The following is a 26373-nucleotide window of genomic DNA, read 5'->3' on the forward strand; positions in this document are numbered from 1 at the left end:
ATATAATGTCAACTTCACATTGGAAACGCATTGTCGTTAAAGTAGGCAGTGCACTTATTGCGCCTCATCAACAAGGTTGTAGCAGTCATTATCTATTGGGTATTGCACAATTTATAGCTACATGTCGCGCTCAAGGATGCCAAGTTGTATTGGTATCTTCAGGTTCAGTTGCCGCTGGTAGACATCGATTCCCTGAGACGGCAGAACCAAGTATTTCGCTTAAAAAAGCCATGGCTGCAGCAGGTCAGGCCGATATGATGGCCACTTGGGATAAGTTATTTGATTTCCCTTCGGCGCAGTTATTACTTACCCATGGTGATTTACGTGATCGTGAGCGTTATATCAGCATTAAAAATACTATTTTTACCCTGTTAGACAATGGCTTACTTCCCATTATCAACGAGAACGATGCTGTTACCGCTGCCAAGTTGCGTGTGGGTGATAATGACAATTTATCAGCTATGGTTGCCGCAGCAGCGGATGCAGACGCGTTAATTATCTGCTCTGACGTGAAAGGGCTTTATACCAAAAACCCTAATTTACATGAAGATGCCACGCTAATTAAGCAAGTCAGTGAAATTAATGCTGAGATTTATGCTATGGCTGGCGGCGCTACGAGCAGCGTAGGTACTGGTGGCATGTTAACCAAGATTGAAGCCGCTGAAAAAGCGATTTCACACGGAATTGAAACCATGATTGTGGATGGTTTTGACGCGGACACCTTTAACCAGCTTTTAAAAGGTCAAAACCCGGGTACGTTATTCACCCCGTATGATGTACCAATGCAAGAGCATCTGCATTGGATGACACATACCTCTCAAGTACAAGGTGAGCTCATTGTCGAAAATGACTTTAGTGCCAACCTTGAAGAACATGATACGCAACTCACCAGTGACGATGTAGTCGCCGTTAGAGGCAACTTTTCCGTCGGTGATACTGTACTAGTGCGCAAAGGCGATGGCACTAAATTGGCAAAAGCCAAATCAAATTACAGTAGTTGCTTACTTCACTTTATTTCTGATAAAGATGACCGCGAGTTTGCCAATAATGCGCAACAGAAAACCGGACCATTGATTTCAGACAAAAACATCGCCATTTTGGAGCAAATATGAGCTTGATTAAGACCTTATCTCAAAATGCCGCTATTGCAGCACAAACACTTGCAGTATTAGATGAGCAAGTTAAAAATACTATTTTATTAGACATGGCACGTGCACTTCGGGCACACAGTGATGAAATCATTAAAGCTAATCTATTAGATTTAGCCAACGCTGAAAGTGCCGATATGGGCGCGGCAATGTTAGATCGTTTAACATTAAATAATGAACGCATTGAGTCTATGGCTGCTGGGATTGAAACAGTGGCATCGCTACCTGATCCTGTGGGTATTCAACGCGACTTAGGCGACAGACCTAATGGCTTAAGCATTCGTAAAATGCGTGTTCCTTTAGGTGTGGTATGCATGATTTATGAAGCTCGTCCAAATGTGACCGCCGATGCTGGCGCACTGTGCTTCAAGTCAGGCAATGCCGTCATCCTGCGTGGCGGCAAAGAAGCGTTACATTCAAGCAAAATGATAGCCTCTATTTTACAAAAAGTGCTCGAAGTGTATCAGCTACCGCCAGCGTTAATCACAGTGATCCCAGATCCTGATCGTGCACTGATGCTCGAACTAATGCAGCAACGTGAATATATCGACGTCATTATCCCACGTGGTGGTGAAGGCCTTATTAACTTTGTCACCGACAACAGCAAAGTGCCCGTTATTCAGCACTTTAAAGGCGTATGTCATCTGTACATTGATAAAGAGGCTGATCTTGATATCGCATTATCATTACTACTTAACGGTAAAACCCAACGTACCGGTGTGTGTAATGCCCTAGAGGGACTGATTGTCCATAAAGATATTGCAGCCGAATTTTTACCAAAAGTCGCCATCGCACTGGCTGAACATAAAGTAACGATTAATGCATGTCAGCAAGCAAAATCATACTTTACGGCTTGCAATGTGATGGGTGATGACGATTTCGGTCAGGAATATTTAGACCTCGAAATTGCCATTAAGCAAGTGGATGATTTTGACGGCGCCATTAACCATATCCGTCGTTTTGGTAGCCACCATACTGAAGTGATTTGTACTCAAAATGACGTAACTGCAGCGCGGTTCCAACGCACCGTTGATGCCTCTGTAGTGATGGTGAATGCATCATCGCGCTTCTCTGATGGCAGTGAGCTGGGACTTGGCGCCGAAATTGGTATTGCCACCAGCAAACTACATGCATACGGTCCTATGGGGCTTGAGTCACTCACGACAGAAAAGTATCTAGTGAGTGGTGTTGGCCAAGTGCGCGCGTAATCTTATTTAACGTCAGTGAGTTAACACGAGCTGATTGTTATAAGCTGATTAATACAAGTTGATTAATACAAACTGATGAAAGATTCATAACGCTATAGCAGTTCTTGTTTAATCAGTTTTAATAAAAAGGTCTCTCGTTCTATCGAGAGGCCTTTTTTGTTGCTGTTTGCCATGGTGTCGAGGTTATGTTGAATCGCAACATCAATATCCATCCACACGGGCACCATGCCATTATTGATTTCATGAGCCTCAAACTGGGTTTCTCCCAGCTCGTCAGCAATATTGCACACGTAACAGTAAGACAGCATGTTCACTGACTCAAAGCCATCTCTGCGCCACGGACGATATTCTTGATACAAGCCAAACGGAATAACATCACCAATCACCTGAGCGCCGGTTTCTTCAAGTAACTCGCGAATTAAACCCTGCTTAATATGCTCACCGTCATCAACACCACCACCTGGTAATGAGTAGTCATGATAGCGCTGGGTATACAGCATCAAAATATCTTTATCACGCAACACAATCGCTCGCGCAGCTAAACGCGTTAGCATGGTCGATTGATTATTGTTGATGAAATCGACAGGCGTTTCAGGATGATAGCTAGTGGTTAAATGACGCATAGTATTTGGATTAGGACTTGGAGGTTAAATCAAAAAACGCATCATACGTTGCTAGGCACTGCGATTCAATAATCAGGGGCTTTCAATCAGCTGACCGAATGACAATATTGGATCATTGTGGCCTGCACAGGCAACCTAATCATGGTGACAAAAAACACAATCTTAAACACTTATTCCGCTTTTTGAGAATAGCAGAACGTCCATTGAACCCAATGGACCAGACTATTGATATTTTTAGCCAAGCCCCCAAAAATGGATTGTTGCTCAAGCGCTATTGGATGCTCTATTGCAAGCATGAGGAATGATGAGTATTCCAAGATATGTTATCAATTATTCAGTGGTATTTGTTTGATAATGCTTGCCGTTAATCCGCTCAATAATCTGTGTTGCGGTTAAGTCATGCACCACATTTATCACTGTTGATGCAGCATCGGTAATCGCCCCTATCACCACTAAAATCGGGATAACCTCCATTGGTAAGCCTAAGGTGGTGACAATAAAAATCTCACCTAAAAACGCCCCACCCGGTACGCCACCAATCACAAATGCAGACAACACCGAAATCAAAATGGTCAGCATAAATACATCAGTAGTGAAATCGAGTCCCAATAAAGAATAGATAAACACAATCTTTAACGCGGTAATGGCAGCGGCACCGCCTTTGTTTAAATTAACCAACAACGGCAAGCTAATCTCTGCAATTTGCTCATTTAGACCCATTTTAGCAGCGCTGCGAATGGTCACCGGTAATGTGGCTAAAGATGAACTGGTGCCTAAAGCGGTGACGGCTGGCTCAAGCATATGTTGCCAAAATTGCTTAACCCCTTTTACCCCACCACCAATCCAGGCATAGATGGTTGAACCCACTGTTAAATACAGCGCCATAGCAACAAAAAACAATCCAACCGCACGGGCAAAGGTGCCCATTAACTCAGTATCTTGGCTGGCCATGGTTGCGGCAAAATAAGCTCCTAAACCAATAGGTGCAACATACATTAATATTGAAATCACTTTCATAATAACGGTATTTAAACTGTCTAACATGCGGCTGACTTTTTGGCCGTCTTCACCAGACTGGCCAATGGCAACTCCAGCAATCACCGACATAATAATCAAGGCTAAAATATTCGACTTAGACAGCAACCCAACAAAATCATTGGTGGTTAATAAGCTGACAAAATCCATACTGCCAGAAGCTGCATCTACGGTATTGGCTAAGTCTAATGTCACCCCTTGCGCGGGATCATATGCTAACGCCAACAACACCACGCCCACAGACGGAATAATCGCCATGACAATCGACACCGCCATAATAGACACTAATATCGCACCTAATTTCTTTAAATCGGTCATGTGAGCAATAGATGACATCACGCTCACCGCGACCAATGGCACGATGATCATAAATAATAGATTGAGGAAAATTTGCCCAATAGGTTTAAGCTTAATAGCCCACTCAGGAAATAACCCGCCAAACAATCCGCCCAGCAGTAAGGCACTCAGTAAAATAATGGACGAACGATAAGCACGTAAGCTACTCAGCATATTGGATCCTAGGAGCAATAAAATAAAAAGGGTGGAATAGGCAGTAGACTCGGCCCAAAGAACGATTAACGTGTTAACAACTAACGGAAAACAGATGTAAATTGAACCCCATCAATTAGCTAGCCAATATCATTACCAACAATTGCTGTCGACCATCACTCTTTCAATGACGTAAAAACGACTTAACTTAATGGTAAAATATGACACAAAACCAATACCATACACAACTACAAACCAAATTAGTTATTTTGAAATGCTTGGACCTCAATATAGTTTTTTATTGGTTAAAATTCGTTCTCAATAAAAACGTACTCATGGCGGTGAGTGCATTGCAGCCAAGCAATCTAAGCACTAGTTGCTTAACAAAGTAATAGCTCAACAAAGAATAAAACGTTTTTTAGCCGAACCCTTCGGCTGCGTTATCGACTTTTTATGCAGTATATCTACACCCAAAAGTCTCTTCCTTATACAAATGATCAAAGCGAATTCTCATACAACACTTTTTTAGAATATAGCCGATTTTAACTATCTTTATCAGCAATACCTTATATTACTGGGATCATGACTGCCAATGAACCACCACAAAAGCTAAACATTATCAAAAATGAGTTGGTATTCAATAAGCGAGACAATGCTTCAGTAAACATTAAAACCATTTACACCACACTATCCACACTTCTGTATCGACCTGATAGCAGAAGATACAACCCACATATGTTTTATATATGAATAAGTTAACCATTAAGTCAGTGTTGAATAGGGAAACAGGCGTGTTTACAACGAGTGTAATTTGAAAGATAAGAGTTGCAACAAAAACCTCGAAGTAAGCTATTTAACACAGTGGCGGTAAATGATGTACAACATAACGGTAATGAGAGGTTTTATCGTGATGGGTAATTTGGAAGTGAATAATCGTAGTAATAACCAGTGGATGTAGGAAGCTTGCTCACTCACAAGCTTCCTAAAACCCAACTATAAGTCGATATAAATTGGCCAACCAAGTAGACCAATTAAGCCTTCTTTGTATTCCAGGCGCTCCAATCGTTCAGGAGAGGCATTTTGAATGGCCAACTCTTGATAACTACGAGAGAAATGCAGCGTGCGTAACAATGCAGCATTAAAATGCTTACCTAAATCTAAACGAATGGCATCAGCAAGCTCGTTAGGTAATTCAGCTAAGGCAGCCTTAGTTTGTTGCTCGATAAATTCGAGATCAAACCATTCATCTTTAAGTTCTACGCTAACCATACGTCGTTTAAGATCTTGACGGACTTTTTTACCGTCAAAAAATATCCGATACAACACAGCTTCTGCCAGAGTACTTTCTAGATTAATATAATCCATTGGATCAAAAGTGCCGGTAATGTAGAACTGAGCCAATAAGGCATTAATAGATTGCTGGCGATTATGCTCAGCTAATGCTTCTTGGTAGTACGCCCAGCCTTGCCATTCGTCACAATCTGGTGGACTCGATACTTGATCAAGCAACACTTTATCCACATCACCGTAAACCGATTTACCATGAAGCCTGTGTTGACTCACTTGAGTTAACATTCCCCAGCCCTTCTGGAACGACTTAACTACGCCGTCATCAGTCAATAGCAACCGAATAGCATTAGCCTGACTTTGGTCCGATAATGCCATTAAGCCAATGCTAACAATGCCAATAACATCTTGTGCGGCTTCTTCAAGCAAATGCATTTTATACTTGTTATAAAACTTATCAGCGAACTTAAGGCTCATCAAAATGGCTTTCGCTTTGATCTGTCCCAATTGATCATTACTGAGCAATTCTTCGGTTCGGCCATAAGCCAGCACCCGACTCAGATAGGGACCCTGATTTTCGTCACGTAATACCAATTGCATTTGCAGAACCCTTAATCAAGAAAGCTAAACATGTCATCAACTTCAGCATACTCGTCGGTGACCTGGTTCTTTTCTTTCGCCTGTATCACTAACTCGCTGGCAAACTGGCTGATAATTAACTGCCAGTCAGAGCCGGTGTTACGCAGCATGTTCTTAATCGCCTTTTCAACATTAGGCGCGCGATCGCGGATCAATGCTAATAAACTACGAGGGTCATCAATGCTAAGACTGTGAGCCTCTTCATCGGCTTGCCAATCTGAGTAACCCACGGTTTCTTCATCTGCTTCATCATCAAAAGTGTCGTTTATCTCATCGTCATCACTGCTGGTACCGCCTAAAATAAGCTCGATAAACGGAATCGATAGATAAAACAGCGCCGCAGGATCTTCAGCCAAACACTCTAAAATTGCAGTTTGCTTCTCTTCACTGTCTTGGATTCGAATAAGATAAGTCATAAAATCAAAAGTATGATGCATTAACTCTTCGGCATTACTTTTGATTTTCTCTTCCCAATAAAGCGGCTGCTGGCAAACAATGTCGCGGATCTGTTCTGGCGACATTAACTCAGACATAATCGATGGACACGAAATATCATGTTGGCTATTAATTTGTGTCAGCGTGACGATATCCATTTTCTCGATAACTTCAACTAACTGATCATCTGACATTGATGTCGCAATCAATTCAAATCGCTTGCTGGCCTGTTTAGGCTCAACATTTGCCAGCTCTTGTATTTCAGCGGCTGTTATTTCAATGAGACTGTTCATTCGATATCCTCATCATATTGGTCATAATAACCTTCTTCATCGCTATCATAGTCCGTGTCATCTTCATCGTTTTCATCACGTTCATGAAGACCATAAGAATCATCTTCGTCAGGCTTGGGTGCTGTATCTCCCTGAGTCTCTAACAAATACACCACGGCACAACTTTCGATAAGCAAATCTTCGTTATATTTACGTACCGCAAGCGCCAGAGGAAGATCGGCGTTATTAAACGCAATCGTCGTTTTAAATTCATCCCAGCCAGGGTGAATATTCAAGCTAATCCAATGCGCCCATTGGCGCTTTGACTCAGGTGAGAACTTAACTCTTTCATACAGCGCGACAGGTAAATATTCAGGGACTGAATCTAGCATCCCTGGGTCGGCCAACAATATCTCTCTGATTTGGCTGGTAAACTTTGCCAGTGCATTGGGCGTATCAGGGTCGTTGTAAGATTCTATATTGTCATTGGCATTATTTTTTAGCTCATTAATGCGTGAGATATTAAGATGTTTAGCCATGAGATACTCAGGAATAATATTCGTCCCACAATCCGCGCATAGCGGCTGCAGGATCGGTAACAATTACGTTGTTAAAATCATTGATAAAAGCATTTCTCTGCTTTTTATCTGACAACACTTCGTAAGCTTTTTTGACTCGTTGGAGCTGAACTGATGCTTGTTGTTTCTCATCGTCAGACGCCCCAAGTAATTTGTCTGGGTGATACTTGTTCGATAAACGTTTATAGGCTTTTTTTATGTCATCTTCTTTGGCATTGGCTCTGACGCCCAGTACGCTAAAGTGGTTAATCATAGGTATTCCTGCAGGCGATGTGGCATTGATTGCGAGATAAAAAAGTCTGTAAATAGGTAATTTTGTAACCCGTTATTATATCAACATTCACAGGCATGCAGCAAACATAAACCCAAGTTATGTTGCAATCATTTAAGACACCAATTTTAGGACAGCAAGCCCCCAAAAAAAAGCAGCGTTATCATTAACCACTGTGATCTTTGCTGCCGTTAAGATACCACTCGCCAAGTTGAATGATGCGATGTTAACAACATCCACGCTTATTGGAGTTTGCTAGCATGGCGTTTAACCCGTAAAACACACGCAAAAATCATCCTATTTCAATCAGGCTTACAAATTCGCGCATCGCTGCTGAGACACTGTATTTACCGGTAATAAACACGGTATTACCCGACTCAATACCTTGCAGTGGTCGGTAATGCAGATTGAATAACTGCTGAGCCGATTTTGCAATACCGCTGCTGACAATCGCATTATCAATGTATTACCTAAGCCGCATATTTTGGCTTCACAACACCAATGATAAAGCCCAGCGCAGTTAGTGCTGGGCTTTATCAATTAATTCACACAAAAAAATACCAATGCCATTTGCGATATCGCTGGCATTGGTACTAAATTGGTACTAAAGAGTCATGCCTTAATCTATTAGCAATCAAGGCTGATTTGTCGGTAACAGATTGTCGGTATCAGATATTACCAAGCAAACTTTTTGAATACGTCATCAACCGGCGTTTTTGCAACATGGTTGGTGTAGTTACTGATCACTTTTTGTGACAAGCCTAAAATAATTTCTAGCACTTGCTGCTGGCCGTAACCTGCTGCATAAAAAGCTTCAAGTTCAGCTGTCGAAATATTACCGCGGTTACGAACAATGCTTAATGTTGCATCGTGTAACGCTTGTAATTTAGCCGTTGGCATAGCGGTTTTATTACGAAGTGCTTCAGTAATGGCTGGATCAACTTTCATTGAATGGGCAATTGCAGTATGCGCTGGCACACAATAAGTACATTCGTTTTCAACATTAATGGTTTGCCATACTACGGTTAACTCTTCAGCATCAAATGATGTGTCTGAAAATAATTGATGTAACTGTTGGTATGCTTTGAGTGTGCTTGGCGACTCGGCTAACACACCATATAAATTGGCAATCATACCCATTTGCTTTTTAGCACCCTCTAAAATGGCTTTACTTTCTTGTGGTGCGCTTTCAACGGTATGGATAGTAAATGAAGTCATAATATTACCTCGGATAGATTAATAAATTTGGGCATTCTTTTTCAAACTAAGTTTTCGAATTAAGTTTTTCGAATTAAGTTTTCGAATTAAGTTTTCGAATTGAGATAACTATAGACCATACTGAACAATCGCTCAAGTTTATTTTGAGCGATTACTCAAATAATTTAATCAGCATGCCCACTAGGAGTTTTTTACCCTTAATAATCAATAGATTAAAAATTTAATCGATGTGTTTTTTAGTTTTGCTTATTGTCCGTATGCCTCAACAAACAGCCTACCCATATAAAACGTCAACGGCCATGCTGTCATTGATACTCAGTTTCAGTTCAAGATTTCAGTTAAAAAATATTTTTTACGGCTATTTAGCCAGCGATCTTTACACTTATTTAATTGAACAATTTATTGAGATTAATTATCATTACCATCAATTTCTCTTCATCATTATCACAATCTAAAAGCACAATAAAATCAGCTTTTTGTAATGTAATTTGAGCACATAATATGAACATAGTTTCAGCATTAAAATGGTTTCATAACTGGGTAGGTTTTACGGTTAGTATTACGATGCTAATTGTACTCACGACAGGGGTTTATTTAGGCAGCGTTGATTTATTAAAACGCACAGATAATTTAGGCCAAACATTTGCACCAATGACACTGGAGCAAAAAGCCAATACGGTCACTGCCGTTTTTGAACGCTATCCAGAAATGAGCTCGGTGCGGTTCCCCACTGAACACACGCCTTATGTTCAAGCAAGTGCACGCGGTAAGGCCATTGCCTTAGATAACGAACTAAACGAACTGGCAAGCCGCTCTTCATTCGATTTACCTTTTTATGAAACCGCCTTCTGGTTACATCGTAATTTTTTAATCGAAAACGGCGGCAAGTACATCAATGCCTGGGCTTCTTTGGCTGGCGGTATTGTGACTTTAATCGGAATGTATTTATGGTGGCGAGTACGTAATGGTTTTCGTTTAAAACAAACGTTACCTAAAAACACCCGTTCAAGCAGTTTGCTTAAAAGCCATATTCAGTTAGGGCTGTTTATCTCAATACCGTTATTTATATTGTGTGTGAGTGGTTTTTTAATTACCTACAATAGCTTATGGACTGGGGCGCTAAATCAAAAACCTGTTGCCCAGTCGTTTCCGATAAGCCAGGGCAATAATTGGTTAAGCCAACTCACCAGTGCTCAACAAGTGTGGCCAAATGCGGAGTTAGTTTCGGTAAGCAAACCGCGCTCAAAACCGGGTAAGAAACCGCAGTCTGATAGCCATAAACCAGTAGCACAGATATTTTCGATTCAATTCGATGAGCATCCGGGCGTATGGTTACGAGAAGCAGATCGGATCAGCATTAACCATACTACAGGCGTTATCGAATCTGCATTAACCCACAGCGACAGACCGATATCGGGCAGAATAACCAGCTTTGTTCGCCCACTCCACGATGGATTGAATATGCCAGCCAGTTATGTGGCATTGATTACATTGGTGTCATTGATTGGCACGGGCATATTATCGTTCAGTCTCGTCACATTTTGTCGCCGCACATTTGGTCGCAAAACGAAAAAAACCACTTAGCTGGATATTAGATATAACGTAAACCGCCAATACAGTGTGAAATATTTCGCACGGTATTGGCGGTTTACGGCGCATTAACATAGCTAGACCCCGTATAAGGTCACCACGACTGCACCGCCTAAACCAACATTATGTTGCAGTGCTAGCCTCGCGTTATCAACTTGTCGCTTACCTGCTTGCCCGCGCAAATGCCAGGTTAGTTCGGTACATTGCGCAAGCCCCGTTGCCCCGATGGGATGCCCTTTTGACATCAAACCACCCGATGGCCCAATCACATATCGTCCGCCATAAGTATTGTCTCCATCGGCAATAAACGCTCCCGCACCACCTTCAGGGCAAAGCCCTAGGGCTTCATAAGTGATCACTTCATTTGGGGTAAAGCAATCATGCAGTTCAATCACATCAATATCTCTTGGGCCAATTCCGGCATCGCAATACACTTGTTCTGCCGCTTGTTGGCTCATGGCTTTACCTACAGCGTTAATAGGATCTTGCCACGAAAGTTCGGTGTCAGTGGCCATCGCTTGCGCAATAATTTTTACTTTAGATACGATGCCATGTTGGCGGGCAAATTTTTCACTGCACACAATCGTCGCAGCGGCGCCACAAGTCGGCGGACACGCCATTAAACGTGTGAGGTACTTGTCGTATATGATTTTATCGTCGAGCACTTGCTGATAAGTTAATGGCGAAGAAAACATCGAGTACGGATTATTAATGGCATGCCTACGTGACTTCTCGGCCACCTTAGCAAAGATATCTGCGCCTACATGGTATTTATCCATGTAATGACGCCCTGCCGCACCAAAAGCACGTAACGCAATAGGGCCTTGTGGTGCATTGAACTGTTGCAATACGGGATCGAGTCGTTCGAATGGACTTTCTCTGTCTTCCCAGTGTGAGCCTAATGCGCCGGGCTGCATTTCTTCAAACCCAAACGCTAATGCACACTCTACCTGACCCGATAGCACCGCCTGACGAGCCAAAAACAGTGCAGTAGAACCACTCGAACAATTGTTATTCACATTAATAATTGGAATACCGCTTTGTATCACATCGTAAAAGGCATGTTGCGCGCAAGTGCTGTCACCATAGATATAAGCGCCATACGCCTGGCCAATTGTCTTAGCATGTAAACCCGCATCGGCTAATGCTAACTTAATGGCCTCAGCAGCCATCACCCGATACGGCGGTTGTTGGCCCGGTTTACAAAATGGGATCATGCCCACCCCAGCGACTCTTACTGTTGTCATAAAGTTCCTATTACACCATTTAATTGCATCGGCCAACGATTTAAATATCGCTTAGATATACACAAGGTTATCCCAATAATAGCGGTTAATGTAAGGTTAATTAAATCGACACTGCGATGCACCAAAGTAAAGCGGGAGCGCACCAGCATGATACATCATCAATACTTTTCACTGTTTCAAGGCGCTTTTTTAGCATAATCAAGTTTATTGATTGCACAAACACTGAGCATAACCTAAAACATTTCAGCAACATTTTCAGCAATTTGCACCATAAGAGACCGCCATATTGTAATTGAACTATAAAAACGGAATGGCTTTTGCTTTATAAACGCATGAATTTCCAAAGAGAATCGGTATATGGCAATTGAAATGAACAATATTAGTAATGCAATTGGGGTTATTGCACAAAGTGCAGACACGGTGTTTATCTTACTTGGTGCAATCATGGTATTAGCCATGCACGCTGGCTTTGCATTTTTAGAAGTCGGTACCGTCAGACACAAAAATCAGGTTAATGCCCTAGTTAAAATTCTAACGGACTTTGCTTTTTCAGCCATTGCCTACTTTGTCATTGGTTATCAAATCGCTTACGGCAGCCACTTTTTTGTCAGTGCTGAAACACTTGGAGCTGATAACGGCTATCAGTTAGTCAAATTCTTCTTCTTACTCACTTTTGCTGCCGCGATCCCAGCCATTGTTTCTGGCGGTATTGCCGAGCGCGGTAGCTTTAGGCCGTTCTTATTTGCCTCGGCTATGATAGTGGCTTTTGTATACCCGCTATTTGAAGGCATTATTTGGAATGGTAACTACGGCTTTCAAGCCTGGTTAGAAAATCAATTTGGCGCGCAATTTCATGATTTTGCCGGTTCAGTGGTCGTACACGCTATGGGCGGCTGGCTTGCATTAGTGGCGATTTATTTACTCGGCGCTCGCCGTGGCCGTAAACCCGGTATTGCATTCGCCCCGTCTAACATTCCCTTTTTAGCACTTGGCTCATGGATACTCATTGTCGGTTGGTTTGGCTTTAACGTGATGTCAGCACAAACACTCGATGGCATTAGCGGTTTAGTCGCGGTGAATAGTTTAATGGCCATGGTCGGCGGCACGGTTATCGCGTTGATTGTGGGTAAAAATGACCCAGGATTTATTCATAACGGCCCCTTAGCAGGCTTAGTTGCCGTATGTGCGGGTTCTGATTTAATGCACCCTGTTGGCGCATTTGTTGTCGGCGGTGTCGCGGGCGGTTTATTTGTGTGGGTGTACACTAAATTACAACGCAGCAGCACAATAGATGACGTACTAGGTGTATGGCCACTTCACGGTTTATGTGGTGTGTGGGGCGGTATTGCAGCCGGTATTTTTGGCCAGCAAGCATTGGGCGGCCTCGGTGGGGTGAGCATTATGTCGCAGCTTATTGGCAGTGTGGTCGGTGTGATTGTTGCCTTAGTTGGCGGTCTTATTGTTTACGGTATCGTCAATAAAGTATCCAGCTTACGCTTAAGCCAGGAAGATGAGTTTATTGGCGCCGACTTAGCCATCCATAAAATTGGCTCAACCAACTCAGACAAGTAATACACTTACCGTACGCTAAATGATGAAATAACTGCATCATAACCATTAAAAAGGCAGAATAGATATTCTGCCTTTTTGTTTAAACGGTATTAATCTTGATTTGACCTAGGGTGATCAGTGCTTAGACTTAACCCCATTCTTAACCATATCTTGACCCGTTTCAAAAATTTCAGGTGTCACCCAGCGGCCAAGTAAAAGCTTATGGTTATCACCAAATACCGCAACAAAATGACGACCATCAGCTTTACTGGTTGCCATACCTACACCAGCAACGCCTTCTAAACCTAAACCACCCTTTTCAACTAACACTAAAAAGCGCTCTAAATCAGCCAAATTATCAATCACAGCATTTTCAATATTCATTTCACTTCCTAACAACTTTATATCAGAACTTGGACGTTACTTTAGCGCATTAAACCACAATAATCTTCTCTTTATCCGCGGAGGTTTCACTCTTAACATCACTTTTCTCTTTCGTGATTATCTAAGTTAAAAGTGTAACGTGAGATCAATTAACTGCGCATCATCATCGTATGAATCAAAATTAATCGACAACATTACCCCCCCTTTTGTCAGCATGATGTTATCAAAATTATCCTCTGCATTTGGGTATCGCGCTAACAATTCGGACTTAATAGTGGGCAAGTTGTAACTAGCAAGCACTGCATTAAATTCACTCATCGTTTGCTTGCCCAACATGGACTCAGTAATTTTGATTGAGTTAACGACACCTTGGCGGTCAAATCCCAATAATACATTACTATTCACCAGCACTTTGGGGCCGCTGTCTGTCAATTGGATTTGATTGATAAGCTGTTGTGATTGTAGGGTATAAGCTTGCTTAGATGTTAATGTCAGCAATGTTGCGATATCAATATCGTCAAAATTACCCAATTTAACGTGATGCTCATCGGTTACTGTTAATGGCATAATGGCAAAACTGTTAAGCCGAGAAATAGCCGCATTATCTAGACTTTCATTATAGTCTTCAAAGGTTAATAACAAGCGGCTATTTTTACCTGCCACACTGTAAACATCACCTTGCTTTTTAAGCGCTAAATGCGATTTCACACTGGAAAGCTCATCACCTTGATGTACCTGGTTCGCAATCACCCAATTATCGCTATCATAGTTTTCGCTTAAGGCAATTTGGTTTTGACCATGACCATTTAACAGACCTAAATTCTGGGTAATCATTGCGACACGACTGTCTTTAATCACAAACCATAAACTGCGCCCGTAACCAAAAACGGCTGCACCATTGTCGAGTTGCAATTGAATACTGTGAGGGCCTAATGCAGGTAATAAATCATCAACCGAATCACCAATGTGTATGCCATAAGCACTGTCGGTTGTAATAAGCGCATCAGGTGCTTGATGTTTTTGCGCTTGCTTTAATACATTGCCCTCGTTTGGCATTGTCAACTTAACGGTGGTTTGGGTATACGAAACAGCTTTACCCTTACTGTTATAAGGTGTGGGGTCGCTGCTAAGCTGTGTATCGTCACACAAGTTAACGTATTGCACAGTGGTAATCACATGGATTTGTTGGGTGTTCGACTTAACTCGGCTACTGTCATCTTGCAAGTCAATACTTCGATCAATTCCGCCTACCGTTAATCTATCAACAATAACCGCATCAACTCCTGCTGCTGCGGCTTTGCGCTGTATTTCCACCAAGGCTTGTTGAACATAAACATCACGATGGGATAGCACACCATCATTAGACGATTCCAGCAAGTTTGGGTCAATATCGTAGACCATTTTATCATTGGCAGTATCGATAGTTTTCGGTGTACAAAGTGGGTAAAAATCTAAAATTGGCGGTAGCTCATTGGCGTTAATAACAGGGCTTAACATTGCACAGCTGAGCAAAAAAAGTGAAGATTTCATTTATCGTCCTTGAGTGTCTAAGATTTTGTTTTTACATATTATTAACACTTAATTGTATTCACTACACTAATGTAAAATGCAATCACAGTAAACCCATAGCTTGCTAGGCGCTAAAACAGCGTAAACGATTAACGCTTATGGTCACTCTATTGCGATAAGTAAACACTGCCCCAATGGGTACTGACTCAATTAATAAAGTGCACCCAATACATGAGTAATGACCCACACCTCACTTTTATTGACTTGCTGTAGATATCCACGCTATCTGCACAATTTTTACACTTTTGTTCTCTAACATACTGTTAACGAGATTATTTCAATTAATCGTATCACTCAGCATAAGCAAATGTTAGGAGAATCTGATGGTGACCAGTAATCATTTATACCCAATCAATAGGTTGTTTAACCGGCCGATTACGTTGTTATTTGCACTCACACTCAGTAGCTTATTATTACTGACAGGTTGTGGTGAAAGCGACAGTACAACTGATGCCGTAGAAACAGTAACAAGTACCGACACCACCGAAACCGATACCACGACAACTGAAGTCACCGACGCTGATTTTGAAGCGACCGATTGGACTGACGAAACTCACAGTAAAAATGTCGACCCTAACTTTGATGAAGTATTTAATGATACTGAAGTCAAACGACTCGATATCGTTGTCACCGAAGAGCGTTGGCAGAGCATGTTAGATGATATGACGGCTACCTATGGTGAGTTTGGAAGAACCACTTCAAATGGATTAACCGATACTGAAGAAGACCAAATATTTGTCCCCGCTGAGGTCTTTTATAATGGGATTGAATGGTATCGCGTTGGCATCCGCTTTAAAGGAAACTCGTCACTACAAACCAGTTGGCAGCAAGGCATTTTAAAACTGGCTTTCAAACTCGACTTTGATGAGTATGAAGATGATTACCCGCAAATTAAAAACCAACGTTTTTACGGTTTCAAAAAATTTAGCCTAAAAAATAACTATGACGACGAATCTTTATTGCGTGAAAAAGTCGCTGCTGATGTGTTTAAAGACGCCGGATTGGCGGTATCACACACCGGATTTTATACTTTATACGTTGACCATGGAGGCGGCCCTGAATATTTTGGTTTATATACGCTTGTAGAAGAAATTGATGACACGGTAATCGATACACAATTTTCTAGCGACAAAGGTAACTTATACAAACCCGAAGATGATGGTGCAATGTTTGTTGAGGGTTCGTTTAACCAAACAGACTTTGAGAAAAAAACCAATGAAGACGACGAAGATTGGTCAGACATTGAAGCTCTATTTGCCACCTTGCATGACGATACTCGCACCACAGATCCAGAAACATGGCGAGCGAATCTAGAAGCGGTATTTGATGTTGATGTATTTTTAAAATACTTAGCCGTTAATGGCATCATTCAAAACTGGGATACTTACGGCTTAATGCCACACAACTATTATTTATATAACGATCCTGACACATCAAAGCTCACCTGGATCCCTTGGGATAATAACGAAGCATTGCAAGACGGTAAGCAAGGTGGTGCATTAGCATTAGACTTCTCGGACCTCAACTCAAGCAGCTGGCCACTCATCTCTAAGCTATACGCAGATGATGTATATCGTGACCGTTATAACGAGTATCTACTTGAGGTGATTAGTGATGCATTTGAAACCAATAAGATGCAAGCAAGCTACAATGCTTACTCAGCACTTATTGAACCCTATGCGACTACTGAAGTATCGGGTTATAGCTTCCTAGAAAGCAGCAGTGATTTTTATCGCGCTGTTGATGCGTTGTTACAGCACGCTGAAGATAGAGCAACTGCTGTTGATACTTATTTAAATAAGCAATAATTACGGTAAGCAAGCTGACAGCAGCACCGCTGACAAAAAACAAAAAGCGAACCCAGTTAGGTTCGCTTTTTTTATTATGTTAATCGTTTATCTGTCTAAACGTTACAAACCCGCTTTGATTTTACGCGCTTGATGCAGCTTTTTATAACTTTCAATTAAACGTAAATGTGGGTCAATACCTTCAAGCTTAATGCTGGTTTTCGTTAGGCCATAAAAACGCACCGTGCCATTAACCGAGCCCACCACGTTGTCTATTACTTCCTGACCAAACATACGGGTAAAGTTACCGATAAAGTGCTCAAGCTCTAAGTCTTCATCTAAAGTCACTTCAAGCACGGCATTGACTGCTTGATAAAACAAACGGCGCTGCACTGTGTTGTCGTTAAACTGCAAAAACTCTTCAACTAACTCTAACGCATCTTCATGTTCACCAAGAGCAAGATAAATCAAAATCTTTAACTCGATAATGGTTAACTGGCCCCAAACGGTGTTTTCATCAAACACGATGCCAATCAATGTCGGGATATCGGTTTGATTATCTAATTGGCTTTCTTCTAAACGATTAACAAGCTTAGATAAGGCTTTAGTGCTTAATGAGTGCAGATTTAAAATGTCTTCGCGGTAGTTAAGTGATTTGTTGGTGTTATCCCAAATCAAATCATCAACCGGATACACTTCAGAGTAATCAGGCACTAAAATACGACATGCTGATGCACCTAAATCAGTAAACTCAGCAATGTACACTTCGCGGCCCATGTCTTCTAAAATGCCAAACAGCGCCTTAGCTTCTTGCTCGTTAGTGCCGCTAAAGTCCCATTCGCAAAATTCATAATCAAATTTGCTACTAAAGAAACGCCAGGAAATAACCCCAGTAGAATCAATAAAGTGCTCAACAAAGTTTTCTGGTTCGGTCACAGCCATGCTATTAAATGTAGGCTTTGGCACATCATTTAAGCCTTCAAAGCTACGGCCCTGTAATAACTCAGTTAAGCTACGTTCTAAAGCCACTTCAAAACTTGGGTGTGCACCAAACGAGGCAAATACACCGCCAGTACGTGGGTTCATTAAGGTGACACACATTACCGGGAATTGACCGCCTAATGACGCGTCTTTCACCACAACAGGGAAGCCCTGCTCTTCTAGGCCTTTGATACCCGCTAAAATACTTGGGTACTTCTCTAATACCGCCATTGGCACGTCTGGCAGTACAATTTCTTGCTCAATAATTTGACGTTTTACTGCACGTTCAAAAATTTCAGACAAACACTGAACATGGGCTTCTTGCAAGTTATTACCTGCACTCATACCATTACTTAAGAACAAGTTTTCAATCAAGTTAGACGGGAAGTACACCGTTTCACCGTCAGATTGGCGCGTGTAAGGAATAGCACAAATACCGCGAGCTTTATTGCCCGAGTTAGTATCAATTAAGTGCGAGCCACATAACTCTTCATCTGGGTTATAGATGTCTAGGCAATATTCATCTAATAATCCCGTAGGCAGCGCATCATCATCTTCAAGCGCAAACCATTTTTCATTTGGATAATGGACAAATTCGCTATTGGCGATCTCGTCACCAAAGAATTGATCATTATAGAAAAAGTTATTATTTAAACGCTCAATAAACTCGCCTAAAGCAGAACATAAGGCGCTCTCTTTAGTTGCACCTTTGCCATTGGTAAAGCACATCGGTGATGCGGCATCACGAATGTGCAAAGACCATACGTTAGGTACAATATTTCGCCATGATGAGATTTCAATCTTCATCCCAAGGTCAGCTAATAAGCCCGTCATGTTTTGAATGGTTTGTTCAAGCGGTAAGTCTTTACCTAAAATAAAGGTATTGCTATCACCATCGGGTTGGCCCATTAACATCGCATTGGCGTCTGAAGCGAGATTTTCAACGGTTTCGATTTTAAACTCAGGGCCAGTTTGTACCACTTTTTTAACGGTACAACGATCAATAGAACGTAAAATACCTTCACGATCTTTAGCCGAAATATCATCAGGTAATTCAACCTGAATTTGGAATATTTGGTTATAGCGATCTTCAGGATCTACAATATTGTTTTGCGACAGTCTGATGTGCTCAGTTGAAATATCACGAGCCTTACAGTACACCTTGATAAAGTAAGCAGCACAAAGTGCAGACGATGCTAAGAAATAATCAAAAGGACTAGGGGCTGAGCCATCACCTTTATAGCGGATCGGTTGGTCTGCCGTAACGGTAAAGTCGTCAAATTTGGCTTCGAGTCTCAAGTTATCGAGAAAGTTTACTTTGATTTCCATTGAATATTTCCACAGTCGTGCGCAGCCAAACGGCCAGCTTGTCTAATTACCGTGAATTATCGGTGTTTTTGCCCCATTAGTCTTGGGTTAATTACCTAAAAGAATACAATTTAACTTATTAAGCCCCAAAAAGTGTCGAATGAGACAAATCAAAATTGATCAGATATAGATGTTACACGGCATATATTAAACGGTTTCAGAAACGTAAGATGAACAACCAGCTATATTAACTGAGCAGCCTAAATGCAAAAAAGCCTAGAAAGGTAGCTCTCTCTAGACGATTTATGAGTATGACAATATTTGCAGTTATGGTTTAAGAATCAACACAGTTAGCGAATCGTGACATTTCTGCCAAAATATTCTTCAGCTTCATACTTCTCAATCACTTTTTCGAGTGATTCACTGTTATTATCCATCACCAACTTATGTGAAATCGCACTCAGTGAAATCAAGATATCCTTACATTCAATCCGCGCTTTCATCACCGAGCCAGAAGCGGTTCTGAGCACTTGAGAGATCAATTCATGGTTCTTGCCTATCAAGGCTAAGATAAAGTGAACCATCACTTCAGAACACAAATCTTTGTCTTCAATTTTACTCGGTCTAACGACTTTTTCTAAGTAGTCTTCTTCTTTGCCAGCAGGAACAAATCGCTGAACCCAGTAAAAATAGTCTTCATCATAAATAATAGACTGAATCGGTTTCATGAATTTTTCATCTGCTGAAATTTTCTGAAACAGTTCTTTTTTAAGCTCATCAGTCACGTCAACCAGCTCTTCACCGTATTCATTATTAAGTAAGGTGACAACCGCTTGTAACTCTTTAAGCAGTGACACATTACCCGATGTCATTTGATTGTATGCATCACCCACTTCATCAATATTACGCTGGAACACACCAATGTACTTATCGCCCTCTTCAATCGCATCAAGCAACGGTATTAAGCTATAACGTCTCACCTGGATGAGCTCATAAAATTGACCTAGCTCTAAACGAATGGCTTGTAGGCGGTCGATGGCTTTCACTAAAAAGTTCTCGTCTCGTTTAAGTGCCGCATTTAAACGAGTAAAGTCTAATTGGTCATTAACTTTACGCACCCGGTTATCAATCATATTTTCAAAGGATTGCGTTTCATTAATCAATACGGAAAACTTATCTTCCATCTCAAACAGTACATCTTGGACTTTTTTAAGACTGGTCGATCTCACTTGTTGATTAATACCACGGGCTTTTTCAGCTTCCGCTTGCTTCTTTTCTCGTATAACCCAAGTAATCGCAGCGCCAACAATCGTCAGGCTGGTCGCCATGTCAAAACCAAGCTGAACATTAGTAAACCATGGACTCATTTTTTTCCCTTAAATGTCATTTATTTATCGTGTCATTAACAGTAATAACGGATCCCATACTGAATGTCACCCGATTCAATATGAAAAGGCTGTATAAATCACACAATAATGTTACAAAAAGTGATTAAAACTACACAATGACTGCAAGTGATATTTTTTAAAAGCTATTTAAATCAATATATTAACAACTAATTTGCATTAAAAACCTGTTGTATCGATTAAGTAATAATCAGTGCTGTATTATCACTTTATTACTGCTATTTATCTAAAAATAGATTAGCGAACCTAAAAGCAGCTAATGAAAAAAAATGAAGGATTAGCAATACAATTCATTCCAAATTGGCATCAGAAATACATGTAGCACAGCAAATAGCACAAATTAATGCACAATCATTAATAACAAAAAAGACAATAGAAAATGAGGATGTGCGTAAAAGCAGAATCGTTAATTGAATAAGGTGTACAACACCATTTTTGAAGTATTAAAGGCCGCACGTTTGCTATTTATGGCAGATTTCAGCTTCACGCATTACTAACAAAAATGTCAGATACATTTTGGTCGGTAGAGACAACATCATGCCAAAAGCGACACACATTGCACTGATGATAATGCCGTTAACAGCCATCGCTTCAATCGCATCACTAAAATTATGCAGATATATGCCTAATGAAATTAGACTAATACCAGTAAAAATGCAGACTTTTAGGCATACCATTAACTTTTCATCCGTCATTGCTGGCCCCTATAAAATTAGCATTAAGTACGACTAATATAATGGCGTGTTTTAGACAAATTGGCGTTGATGTAGATCAATATAGAAGTGCGAGGAAAAGAAAATGGAATAGTCACGGGGTGAGCCAACTCGACAAGGAGTAAACTCATAAGGTTTTTGATTATGTTAAACGCAGACAAAAAACAGGCAAAAAAAAGCGCAAACAGTCGCTAGACTATTTGCGCTATCTTACAAAGTAAGAGTTACTCAGCTACTACGTTAGCAGCTTGAGGGCCTTTCTGGCCTTGCTCAACTTCGAAAGATACTTTTTGGCCTTCAGCTAAAGTTTTGAAACCTTCTGAAGTGATTGAACGGAAGTGAACGAACACGTCAGCGCCGCCGTTATCAGGAGTGATAAAACCAAAACCTTTATCTTCGTTGAACCATTTTACTAAACCAGTAGTTTTAGACATGTTATGTCCCTTATATATTTAAATTAATCAATCTGTCGCGAAAATGCGATGCGCTCAAGCTTGAATTATTGAATGGCACTATGAAGCTAAGGGAAACACAGAGGATAACAACGATAACGAAGAGATTCTAAGGCTTTCTTTTTACTTGGTGTTCATTAATAACTCTGAATGTCAGAGCGAGGTAGATACTACATGAGTTTTAAATATTGTAAAGCATTTCTTTTAACTTCCATGATAATAATATATCTCACACAATTCTGTAGGTCTTAGAATCGCGCTGAAACGGTCAACACCCTACCCAGCGATTTAAACAATACCCAACACGATAATCGACAAAGCAATCTACACAACTATTTCACTGAAATCTAACCATATATTTCACTACAATCTAACCATATGTTCCAGCAGCGGCTGTACGAAAGTCTTGACGACAAGCTCTACACTTCAGCATTAAAACGGGCTATGCGAGCTTCAGCAATACTGCATTGAGTCAGTTGCATTAACTCCCCTAATGTAATGCCAGGGGTTTCAGTGATTAATCGCGTTAATTTAGTGTCAAGCGGTTCTAATTTGTCAGCATGTTCAAGAAGCGCCGTGGTAATTTTTTGAATAAGATAACGCCAACCATCATCATCTAGAGCACGTAAATCGATGGTAAAAGCTTGAATGTTGAGCGCCTCACCAATCAATGCCCAATTGCGAGAGCGACGGACACGTTTAAGCTCACATTGATATTGCAATGCTATCGGCTTCGCTTGCTTGGTTTTTTCACTACCTATACGATGAATTAACGAAGGTAATCGAATCGTGATGTCATCATTTATGCCAGCCAATACATCCGCCTCTAATGTCGAAATAATCTAAAATCAGTAAAATCATAATGTATTTAACAAAAAACATTAATACCAATTCCATTAATTATCTGGTCATTCAGCGGGAGTTCTGTGTCTTCTAGGCAAGTAATAGAATTGTAGGCATAGTTATTCTACGTCAAAATGCTATTAAGCAGCATAGAAGGCACAGAAACCCGCCTTGCAGGAGACACTCAGACCGTTCATTTCTTTGTTGCATTGTCTTAGAAGGGAATAACCATTATTTCAACAATGCGCCTCAAACTGAACAATCTGAGTGACTCTGATTGGTCACATAATTAATAGAATTGGTATAATAGGCAAGCTTGCCACAAGCAGTACTTCACATAAAACATATCATTACCGATTTAAGATTATTTATGCGTTATAATGCTGCTCAAATAATCTCGACCTTATAGAACCTCTTCAACATCAAACACATGACCAGCATGATATGCATCAGTGAAATTAATCGTTGAATAAATAGATGAATCAATAGAGTTACCTCATGAGCCCAGAACGTTTTGCCCGAATAAATCAAATGCTAGATAACCGCCAGGTAGACCTCACAATCTGCCTTGATAAAGTGCATATGACCAATAATATTGCCGCGGTTATTCGCTCAGCCGACTGTGTGGGTATCCACCAAATTCATGCGGTGTGGCCCGATATTGATATGCGGGTGTCAGGGAACACAGCCTCTGGTAGCCAGCAATGGGTGAGTACGGTTAAACATTACACCTTTGATGAAGCTCTCCAAGCGTTTAAAAAGCAAAACATGCAGGTATTAACCACTACGTTTTCTGACTCTGCCGTTGATTTTCGCGAGATTGATTACACGCAGCCCACAGTGATTGTCATGGGCAATGAACGTGATGGTGTGAGCGACGAAGCTATTGCAGCAGCAGATCAGCATATTATTATTCCAATGCGCGGCATGGTGCAATCTCTCAACGTCTCTGTTGCATCGGCATTAGTGATGTATGAAGCCCAGCGTCAACGTGAAGTCGCCAATATGTACGGCACCCGTAAACTTGATGCAGCTTATTGCCAAACCATGTTATTTGAACAAGGTCATCCCATTTACGCCAAAGCCTGTCGGCGCAAACAAATTCCCTATCCAGCCATTGATGATCAAGGCCAAATTGTTGCTAACAAAGAATGGTGGGACAGAATGCGTGCACCCGATCCAGAAGCCTTAATAGTATAAACACTAAGGTAAAAAACCGTAACTCATGTTGGTGGCTAATCACATTAGTCACCTCGTGTTTGTGAACAAACTCTGCAGTTATCTCTTCAAGCTATTCTGCTTAGAGCATAAAAGATCAATCTAGCGTCAAGCAGTACTAACAAGCATTGCGCTTTTTACCAAAACCTTTTGCCATAAAGCGCGCGCTACTTTTCACCACGAGTTTGCCTGCAACATAAAGTTCGCCCTCAACTTTATATAATGGATAGCGGGATGAGATAATTTTACCTTTAATTAAAATCTCACTGTTTACAGGGACTTCATGCAAATAACGAATATTCATATCAGCCGTAACAGCTTCTATATTTTGCTGAAAAAGGGCCTGACACATGCCGCTATCAAGTAGTGCTGATAAAAATCCACCGTGCAAAATCCCTTGATACCCCTGTTGATGAATCGACCCTTTGGCGCGAGCCCATACTTGCTGATCTGCAGTGCTATAAAATTGCAAATGCAATCCTAATAAAGGCTGCGTACCACATAACATACAATGCTGATGACTCGATGGTCTCACCACTTCAAATAACTCAACGGTACAAATAGCCGCAAAATGTAACGTTAACTGGGCAAGTAACAATGCTTTTTCAGACTGATGCTGGAGACTCATAACATTCCTAAAAAATATAAATAAACCGTTATTGGCATATGCCATTTATTGATTTAGAATATCACATCAATATCGAATTGCGAACGTGAATGGGCCTCATAAACGTGATGTCTAAGGTAATAATGATAATGCAATGTCGTGCCATGGTAACGATTGAAATAATCGACACTATATAAAACTAAGCTCGTGATAAACGGATGATACTTGTTCTTCTAGCTGGAATGGCTATCCACACATAATGAGTAATGGCCTGCGCATCATGACGAAAATAAGCCGCCATACACCTAAGCCATTACAATGAAAAGAGACTAACGATAGAGGGCTACCACAATGGAATTTTTGATGACGTTTATGGTGTTTATACTCTTTTTTGCCGTGATGGCATTAGGGATATTGTTAGGCCGAAAGCCCATTCAAGGCAGCTGCGCCGGACTCGCCAATGTAGGGATAGAAAAGAGCTGCGATTGTGAAGTTACCTGCGAAGACCATAAAATACTTTATCAAATACAAGAACCTGTTAAAAAATAAACGCTCGCGGTTTTATGTTACACAACCTAAAACCGTTATTTTACGGATTCAACATATTTCATCAAATTGATGTACGAATCAACGTAATAGGTATCGCGATTATCGGCTAAAAACGTTAATAACTCAGCGTGAGCTTCCGATGAAACAGATAAATAATCTCCTCCAACGCCATGAAATATAATGTTTACCAATAACGTGTCCGCAGGAATATTACGAATATAATCGATCAGCGTTTTGCCATTTTGACCTTCGGGATACAGTATTAGTGAAAATCGAGCATCATCCCCTTGACCTTTCACCGCAGTAAATAAGTCATGAAGCTGACTCAGGTATTGTTCACTACTCTGCGAATCTGCACCTATAACTGTATCACCGCAAGGCACCGTATAAGTACGCTCAGATTGACCATCAATGGCTTTTAAAAAAGTATTAGCTACGTTTAACTCTTCAATCATCTGCGTCACGCTGTAATGATCAAGATCATGATGCGCCGCGACCCAATCTCGGTTCGGTAGTGACCCTCGACAGGGATGGTAAACACTATGATTACCAAGCTCATGGCCACTACTCGCTACCGCGCGCCACTCATCTAATCGTGAATTCATCACAGGGGAGTTTACCACCACATAAAAAGACCCTTTGAAGTGATATTTATCCAGCGCAGGAACAACATTATCCAATTGGCTATTAAGCGCATCATCATAAGACAGGCTAACCGCTAACTTGCTTCCGCCAGGCCAAGTAAAGGTATCGCCTACCGTATTAGCTGCAGTTATCGTGTCTGCTTGACTTGATAATGAAACAAGCACTACGACAATCAAAGCGAACAATTTAATCATAACTATTTATTATCCCTAAATTATAGCCACTAAATTATCATCCCTAAGAGTCACGTTAACTGACCCTTTTTTTAACAATACCATTATGTGTTAAGTCTCACTCGCTGAAAAATACAATCGTTTTAG

24 protein-coding genes are annotated in these 26373 nt (G+C 41.0%); 7 read left to right on the forward strand and 17 right to left on the reverse strand.

The window, feature by feature from the left end:
* The first annotated feature begins 5 nt into the window (after positions 1 to 5).
* Together proB and AC19MX_RS03800 are read left to right on the forward strand one after the other, a co-directional pair.
* The gene (gene proB, locus AC19MX_RS03795; RefSeq protein ID WP_432404391.1) at positions 6 to 1112 is read left to right on the forward strand and encodes a glutamate 5-kinase; all 1107 of its coding nucleotides are present in this window, start codon (positions 6 to 8) and stop codon (positions 1110 to 1112) included.
* On the forward strand, positions 1109 to 2356 hold the full coding sequence (locus AC19MX_RS03800; RefSeq protein WP_432404388.1) for a glutamate-5-semialdehyde dehydrogenase: 1248 nt from the start codon (positions 1109 to 1111) through the stop codon (positions 2354 to 2356). The genes proB and AC19MX_RS03800 overlap by 4 nt, the downstream gene beginning before the upstream one ends.
* Before the next feature lie 92 nt (positions 2357 to 2448).
* Here the strand turns inward: AC19MX_RS03800 and AC19MX_RS03805 are convergent, their stop codons facing one another.
* The 7 genes from AC19MX_RS03805 to AC19MX_RS03835 all read right to left on the reverse strand — a co-directional run bounded on the left by AC19MX_RS03805 (position 2449) and on the right by AC19MX_RS03835 (position 9203).
* The gene (locus AC19MX_RS03805) at positions 2449 to 2979 is read right to left on the reverse strand and encodes an NUDIX domain-containing protein (RefSeq protein ID WP_498296512.1); all 531 of its coding nucleotides are present in this window, start codon (positions 2977 to 2979) and stop codon (positions 2449 to 2451) included.
* Positions 2980 to 3309: 330 nt separating this feature from the next.
* A complete protein-coding gene (locus AC19MX_RS03810; RefSeq protein WP_498296513.1) occupies positions 3310 to 4524 on the reverse strand; it encodes a dicarboxylate/amino acid:cation symporter in 1215 nt (404 codons plus the stop codon).
* A 972-nt stretch (positions 4525 to 5496) separates the two neighbouring features.
* Positions 5497 to 6390: a cold adaptation protein AtcC gene (gene atcC, locus AC19MX_RS03815; protein ID WP_432404373.1), complete on the reverse strand. Its 894-nt coding sequence runs from the start codon at positions 6388 to 6390 to the stop codon at positions 5497 to 5499.
* 11 nt (positions 6391 to 6401) lie between these two features.
* The gene (atcB, locus tag AC19MX_RS03820) at positions 6402 to 7157 is read right to left on the reverse strand and encodes a cold adaptation protein AtcB (RefSeq protein ID WP_498296515.1); all 756 of its coding nucleotides are present in this window, start codon (positions 7155 to 7157) and stop codon (positions 6402 to 6404) included.
* On the reverse strand, positions 7154 to 7675 hold the full coding sequence (gene atcA, locus AC19MX_RS03825) for a cold adaptation protein AtcA (protein ID WP_432404364.1): 522 nt from the start codon (positions 7673 to 7675) through the stop codon (positions 7154 to 7156). The genes atcB and atcA overlap by 4 nt, the downstream gene beginning before the upstream one ends.
* 7 nt (positions 7676 to 7682) lie before the next feature.
* Entirely contained in the window at positions 7683 to 7967 is a 285-nt protein-coding gene (gene atcJ, locus AC19MX_RS03830) for a cold adaptation protein ActJcold adaptation protein ActJ (protein WP_498296517.1), read from the reverse strand.
* Positions 7968 to 8660: 693 nt separating this feature from the next.
* The gene (locus AC19MX_RS03835; RefSeq protein ID WP_432404359.1) at positions 8661 to 9203 is read right to left on the reverse strand and encodes a carboxymuconolactone decarboxylase family protein; all 543 of its coding nucleotides are present in this window, start codon (positions 9201 to 9203) and stop codon (positions 8661 to 8663) included.
* 501 nt (positions 9204 to 9704) lie between these two features.
* Between AC19MX_RS03835 and AC19MX_RS03840 the strand changes: the two genes are divergently transcribed.
* Positions 9705 to 10787, forward strand: a complete 1083-nt coding sequence (locus AC19MX_RS03840) for a PepSY-associated TM helix domain-containing protein (protein ID WP_498296519.1) — start codon at positions 9705 to 9707, stop codon at positions 10785 to 10787.
* A gap of 83 nt (positions 10788 to 10870) precedes the next feature.
* Here the strand turns inward: AC19MX_RS03840 and AC19MX_RS03845 are convergent, their stop codons facing one another.
* Positions 10871 to 12040, reverse strand: a complete 1170-nt coding sequence (locus AC19MX_RS03845) for a lipid-transfer protein (RefSeq protein ID WP_498296521.1) — start codon at positions 12038 to 12040, stop codon at positions 10871 to 10873.
* Positions 12041 to 12409: 369 nt separating this feature from the next.
* Between AC19MX_RS03845 and AC19MX_RS03850 the strand changes: the two genes are divergently transcribed.
* Positions 12410 to 13612: an ammonium transporter gene (locus tag AC19MX_RS03850; RefSeq protein WP_498296847.1), complete on the forward strand. Its 1203-nt coding sequence runs from the start codon at positions 12410 to 12412 to the stop codon at positions 13610 to 13612.
* A gap of 114 nt (positions 13613 to 13726) precedes the next feature.
* On the opposite strand, the gene AC19MX_RS03855 is transcribed toward AC19MX_RS03850, so the two are convergent.
* Together AC19MX_RS03855 and AC19MX_RS03860 are read right to left on the reverse strand one after the other, a co-directional pair.
* The gene (locus AC19MX_RS03855; RefSeq protein ID WP_498296523.1) at positions 13727 to 13975 is read right to left on the reverse strand and encodes a hypothetical protein; all 249 of its coding nucleotides are present in this window, start codon (positions 13973 to 13975) and stop codon (positions 13727 to 13729) included.
* A gap of 126 nt (positions 13976 to 14101) precedes the next feature.
* Positions 14102 to 15505: a hypothetical protein gene (locus AC19MX_RS03860; RefSeq protein ID WP_498296525.1), complete on the reverse strand. Its 1404-nt coding sequence runs from the start codon at positions 15503 to 15505 to the stop codon at positions 14102 to 14104.
* Between the two features lie 362 nt (positions 15506 to 15867).
* Between AC19MX_RS03860 and AC19MX_RS03865 the strand changes: the two genes are divergently transcribed.
* Complete coding sequence (locus AC19MX_RS03865; RefSeq protein ID WP_498296527.1) at positions 15868 to 17352, forward strand: CotH kinase family protein; 1485 nt, start codon at positions 15868 to 15870, stop codon at positions 17350 to 17352.
* A 102-nt stretch (positions 17353 to 17454) separates the two neighbouring features.
* Here AC19MX_RS03865 and AC19MX_RS03870 read toward each other — a convergent pair whose 3' ends face one another.
* The 5 genes from AC19MX_RS03870 to AC19MX_RS03890 all read right to left on the reverse strand — a co-directional run bounded on the left by AC19MX_RS03870 (position 17455) and on the right by AC19MX_RS03890 (position 22997).
* Positions 17455 to 19641 (reverse strand): OsmC domain/YcaO domain-containing protein, encoded by a 2187-nt coding sequence (locus tag AC19MX_RS03870; protein ID WP_498296529.1) that lies wholly within the window; start codon positions 19639 to 19641, stop codon positions 17455 to 17457.
* Positions 19642 to 19970: 329 nt separating this feature from the next.
* Entirely contained in the window at positions 19971 to 20987 is a 1017-nt protein-coding gene (locus tag AC19MX_RS03875; RefSeq protein ID WP_498296531.1) for a hypothetical protein, read from the reverse strand.
* Between the two features lie 500 nt (positions 20988 to 21487).
* On the reverse strand, positions 21488 to 21721 hold the full coding sequence (locus tag AC19MX_RS03880) for a hypothetical protein (RefSeq protein WP_498296533.1): 234 nt from the start codon (positions 21719 to 21721) through the stop codon (positions 21488 to 21490).
* Between the two features lie 242 nt (positions 21722 to 21963).
* Positions 21964 to 22173, reverse strand: coding sequence for a transcription antiterminator/RNA stability regulator CspE (gene cspE, locus AC19MX_RS03885; protein ID WP_160055822.1), 210 nt, complete (start codon positions 22171 to 22173; stop codon positions 21964 to 21966).
* A gap of 437 nt (positions 22174 to 22610) precedes the next feature.
* Positions 22611 to 22997 (reverse strand): ribosome recycling factor family protein, encoded by a 387-nt coding sequence (locus tag AC19MX_RS03890; protein ID WP_498296849.1) that lies wholly within the window; start codon positions 22995 to 22997, stop codon positions 22611 to 22613.
* Between the two features lie 535 nt (positions 22998 to 23532).
* On the opposite strand from AC19MX_RS03890, the gene trmH reads away from it, so the two are divergent.
* On the forward strand, positions 23533 to 24234 hold the full coding sequence (trmH, locus tag AC19MX_RS03895) for a tRNA (guanosine(18)-2'-O)-methyltransferase TrmH (protein ID WP_432404328.1): 702 nt from the start codon (positions 23533 to 23535) through the stop codon (positions 24232 to 24234).
* A gap of 136 nt (positions 24235 to 24370) precedes the next feature.
* Here the strand turns inward: trmH and AC19MX_RS03900 are convergent, their stop codons facing one another.
* Positions 24371 to 24880 (reverse strand): PaaI family thioesterase, encoded by a 510-nt coding sequence (locus AC19MX_RS03900; protein ID WP_498296535.1) that lies wholly within the window; start codon positions 24878 to 24880, stop codon positions 24371 to 24373.
* 330 nt (positions 24881 to 25210) lie between these two features.
* Here AC19MX_RS03900 and nqrM point away from each other — a divergent pair, with 330 nt between their 5' ends.
* Positions 25211 to 25408, forward strand: coding sequence for a (Na+)-NQR maturation NqrM (nqrM, locus tag AC19MX_RS03905; protein ID WP_498296537.1), 198 nt, complete (start codon positions 25211 to 25213; stop codon positions 25406 to 25408).
* A gap of 35 nt (positions 25409 to 25443) precedes the next feature.
* Here nqrM and AC19MX_RS03910 read toward each other — a convergent pair whose 3' ends face one another.
* Entirely contained in the window at positions 25444 to 26247 is an 804-nt protein-coding gene (locus AC19MX_RS03910; protein WP_498296539.1) for a polysaccharide deacetylase family protein, read from the reverse strand.
* Positions 26248 to 26373: the final 126 nt, after the last annotated feature.

The sequence above is a fragment of the Shewanella sp. MF05956 genome (genome assembly GCF_059758055.1).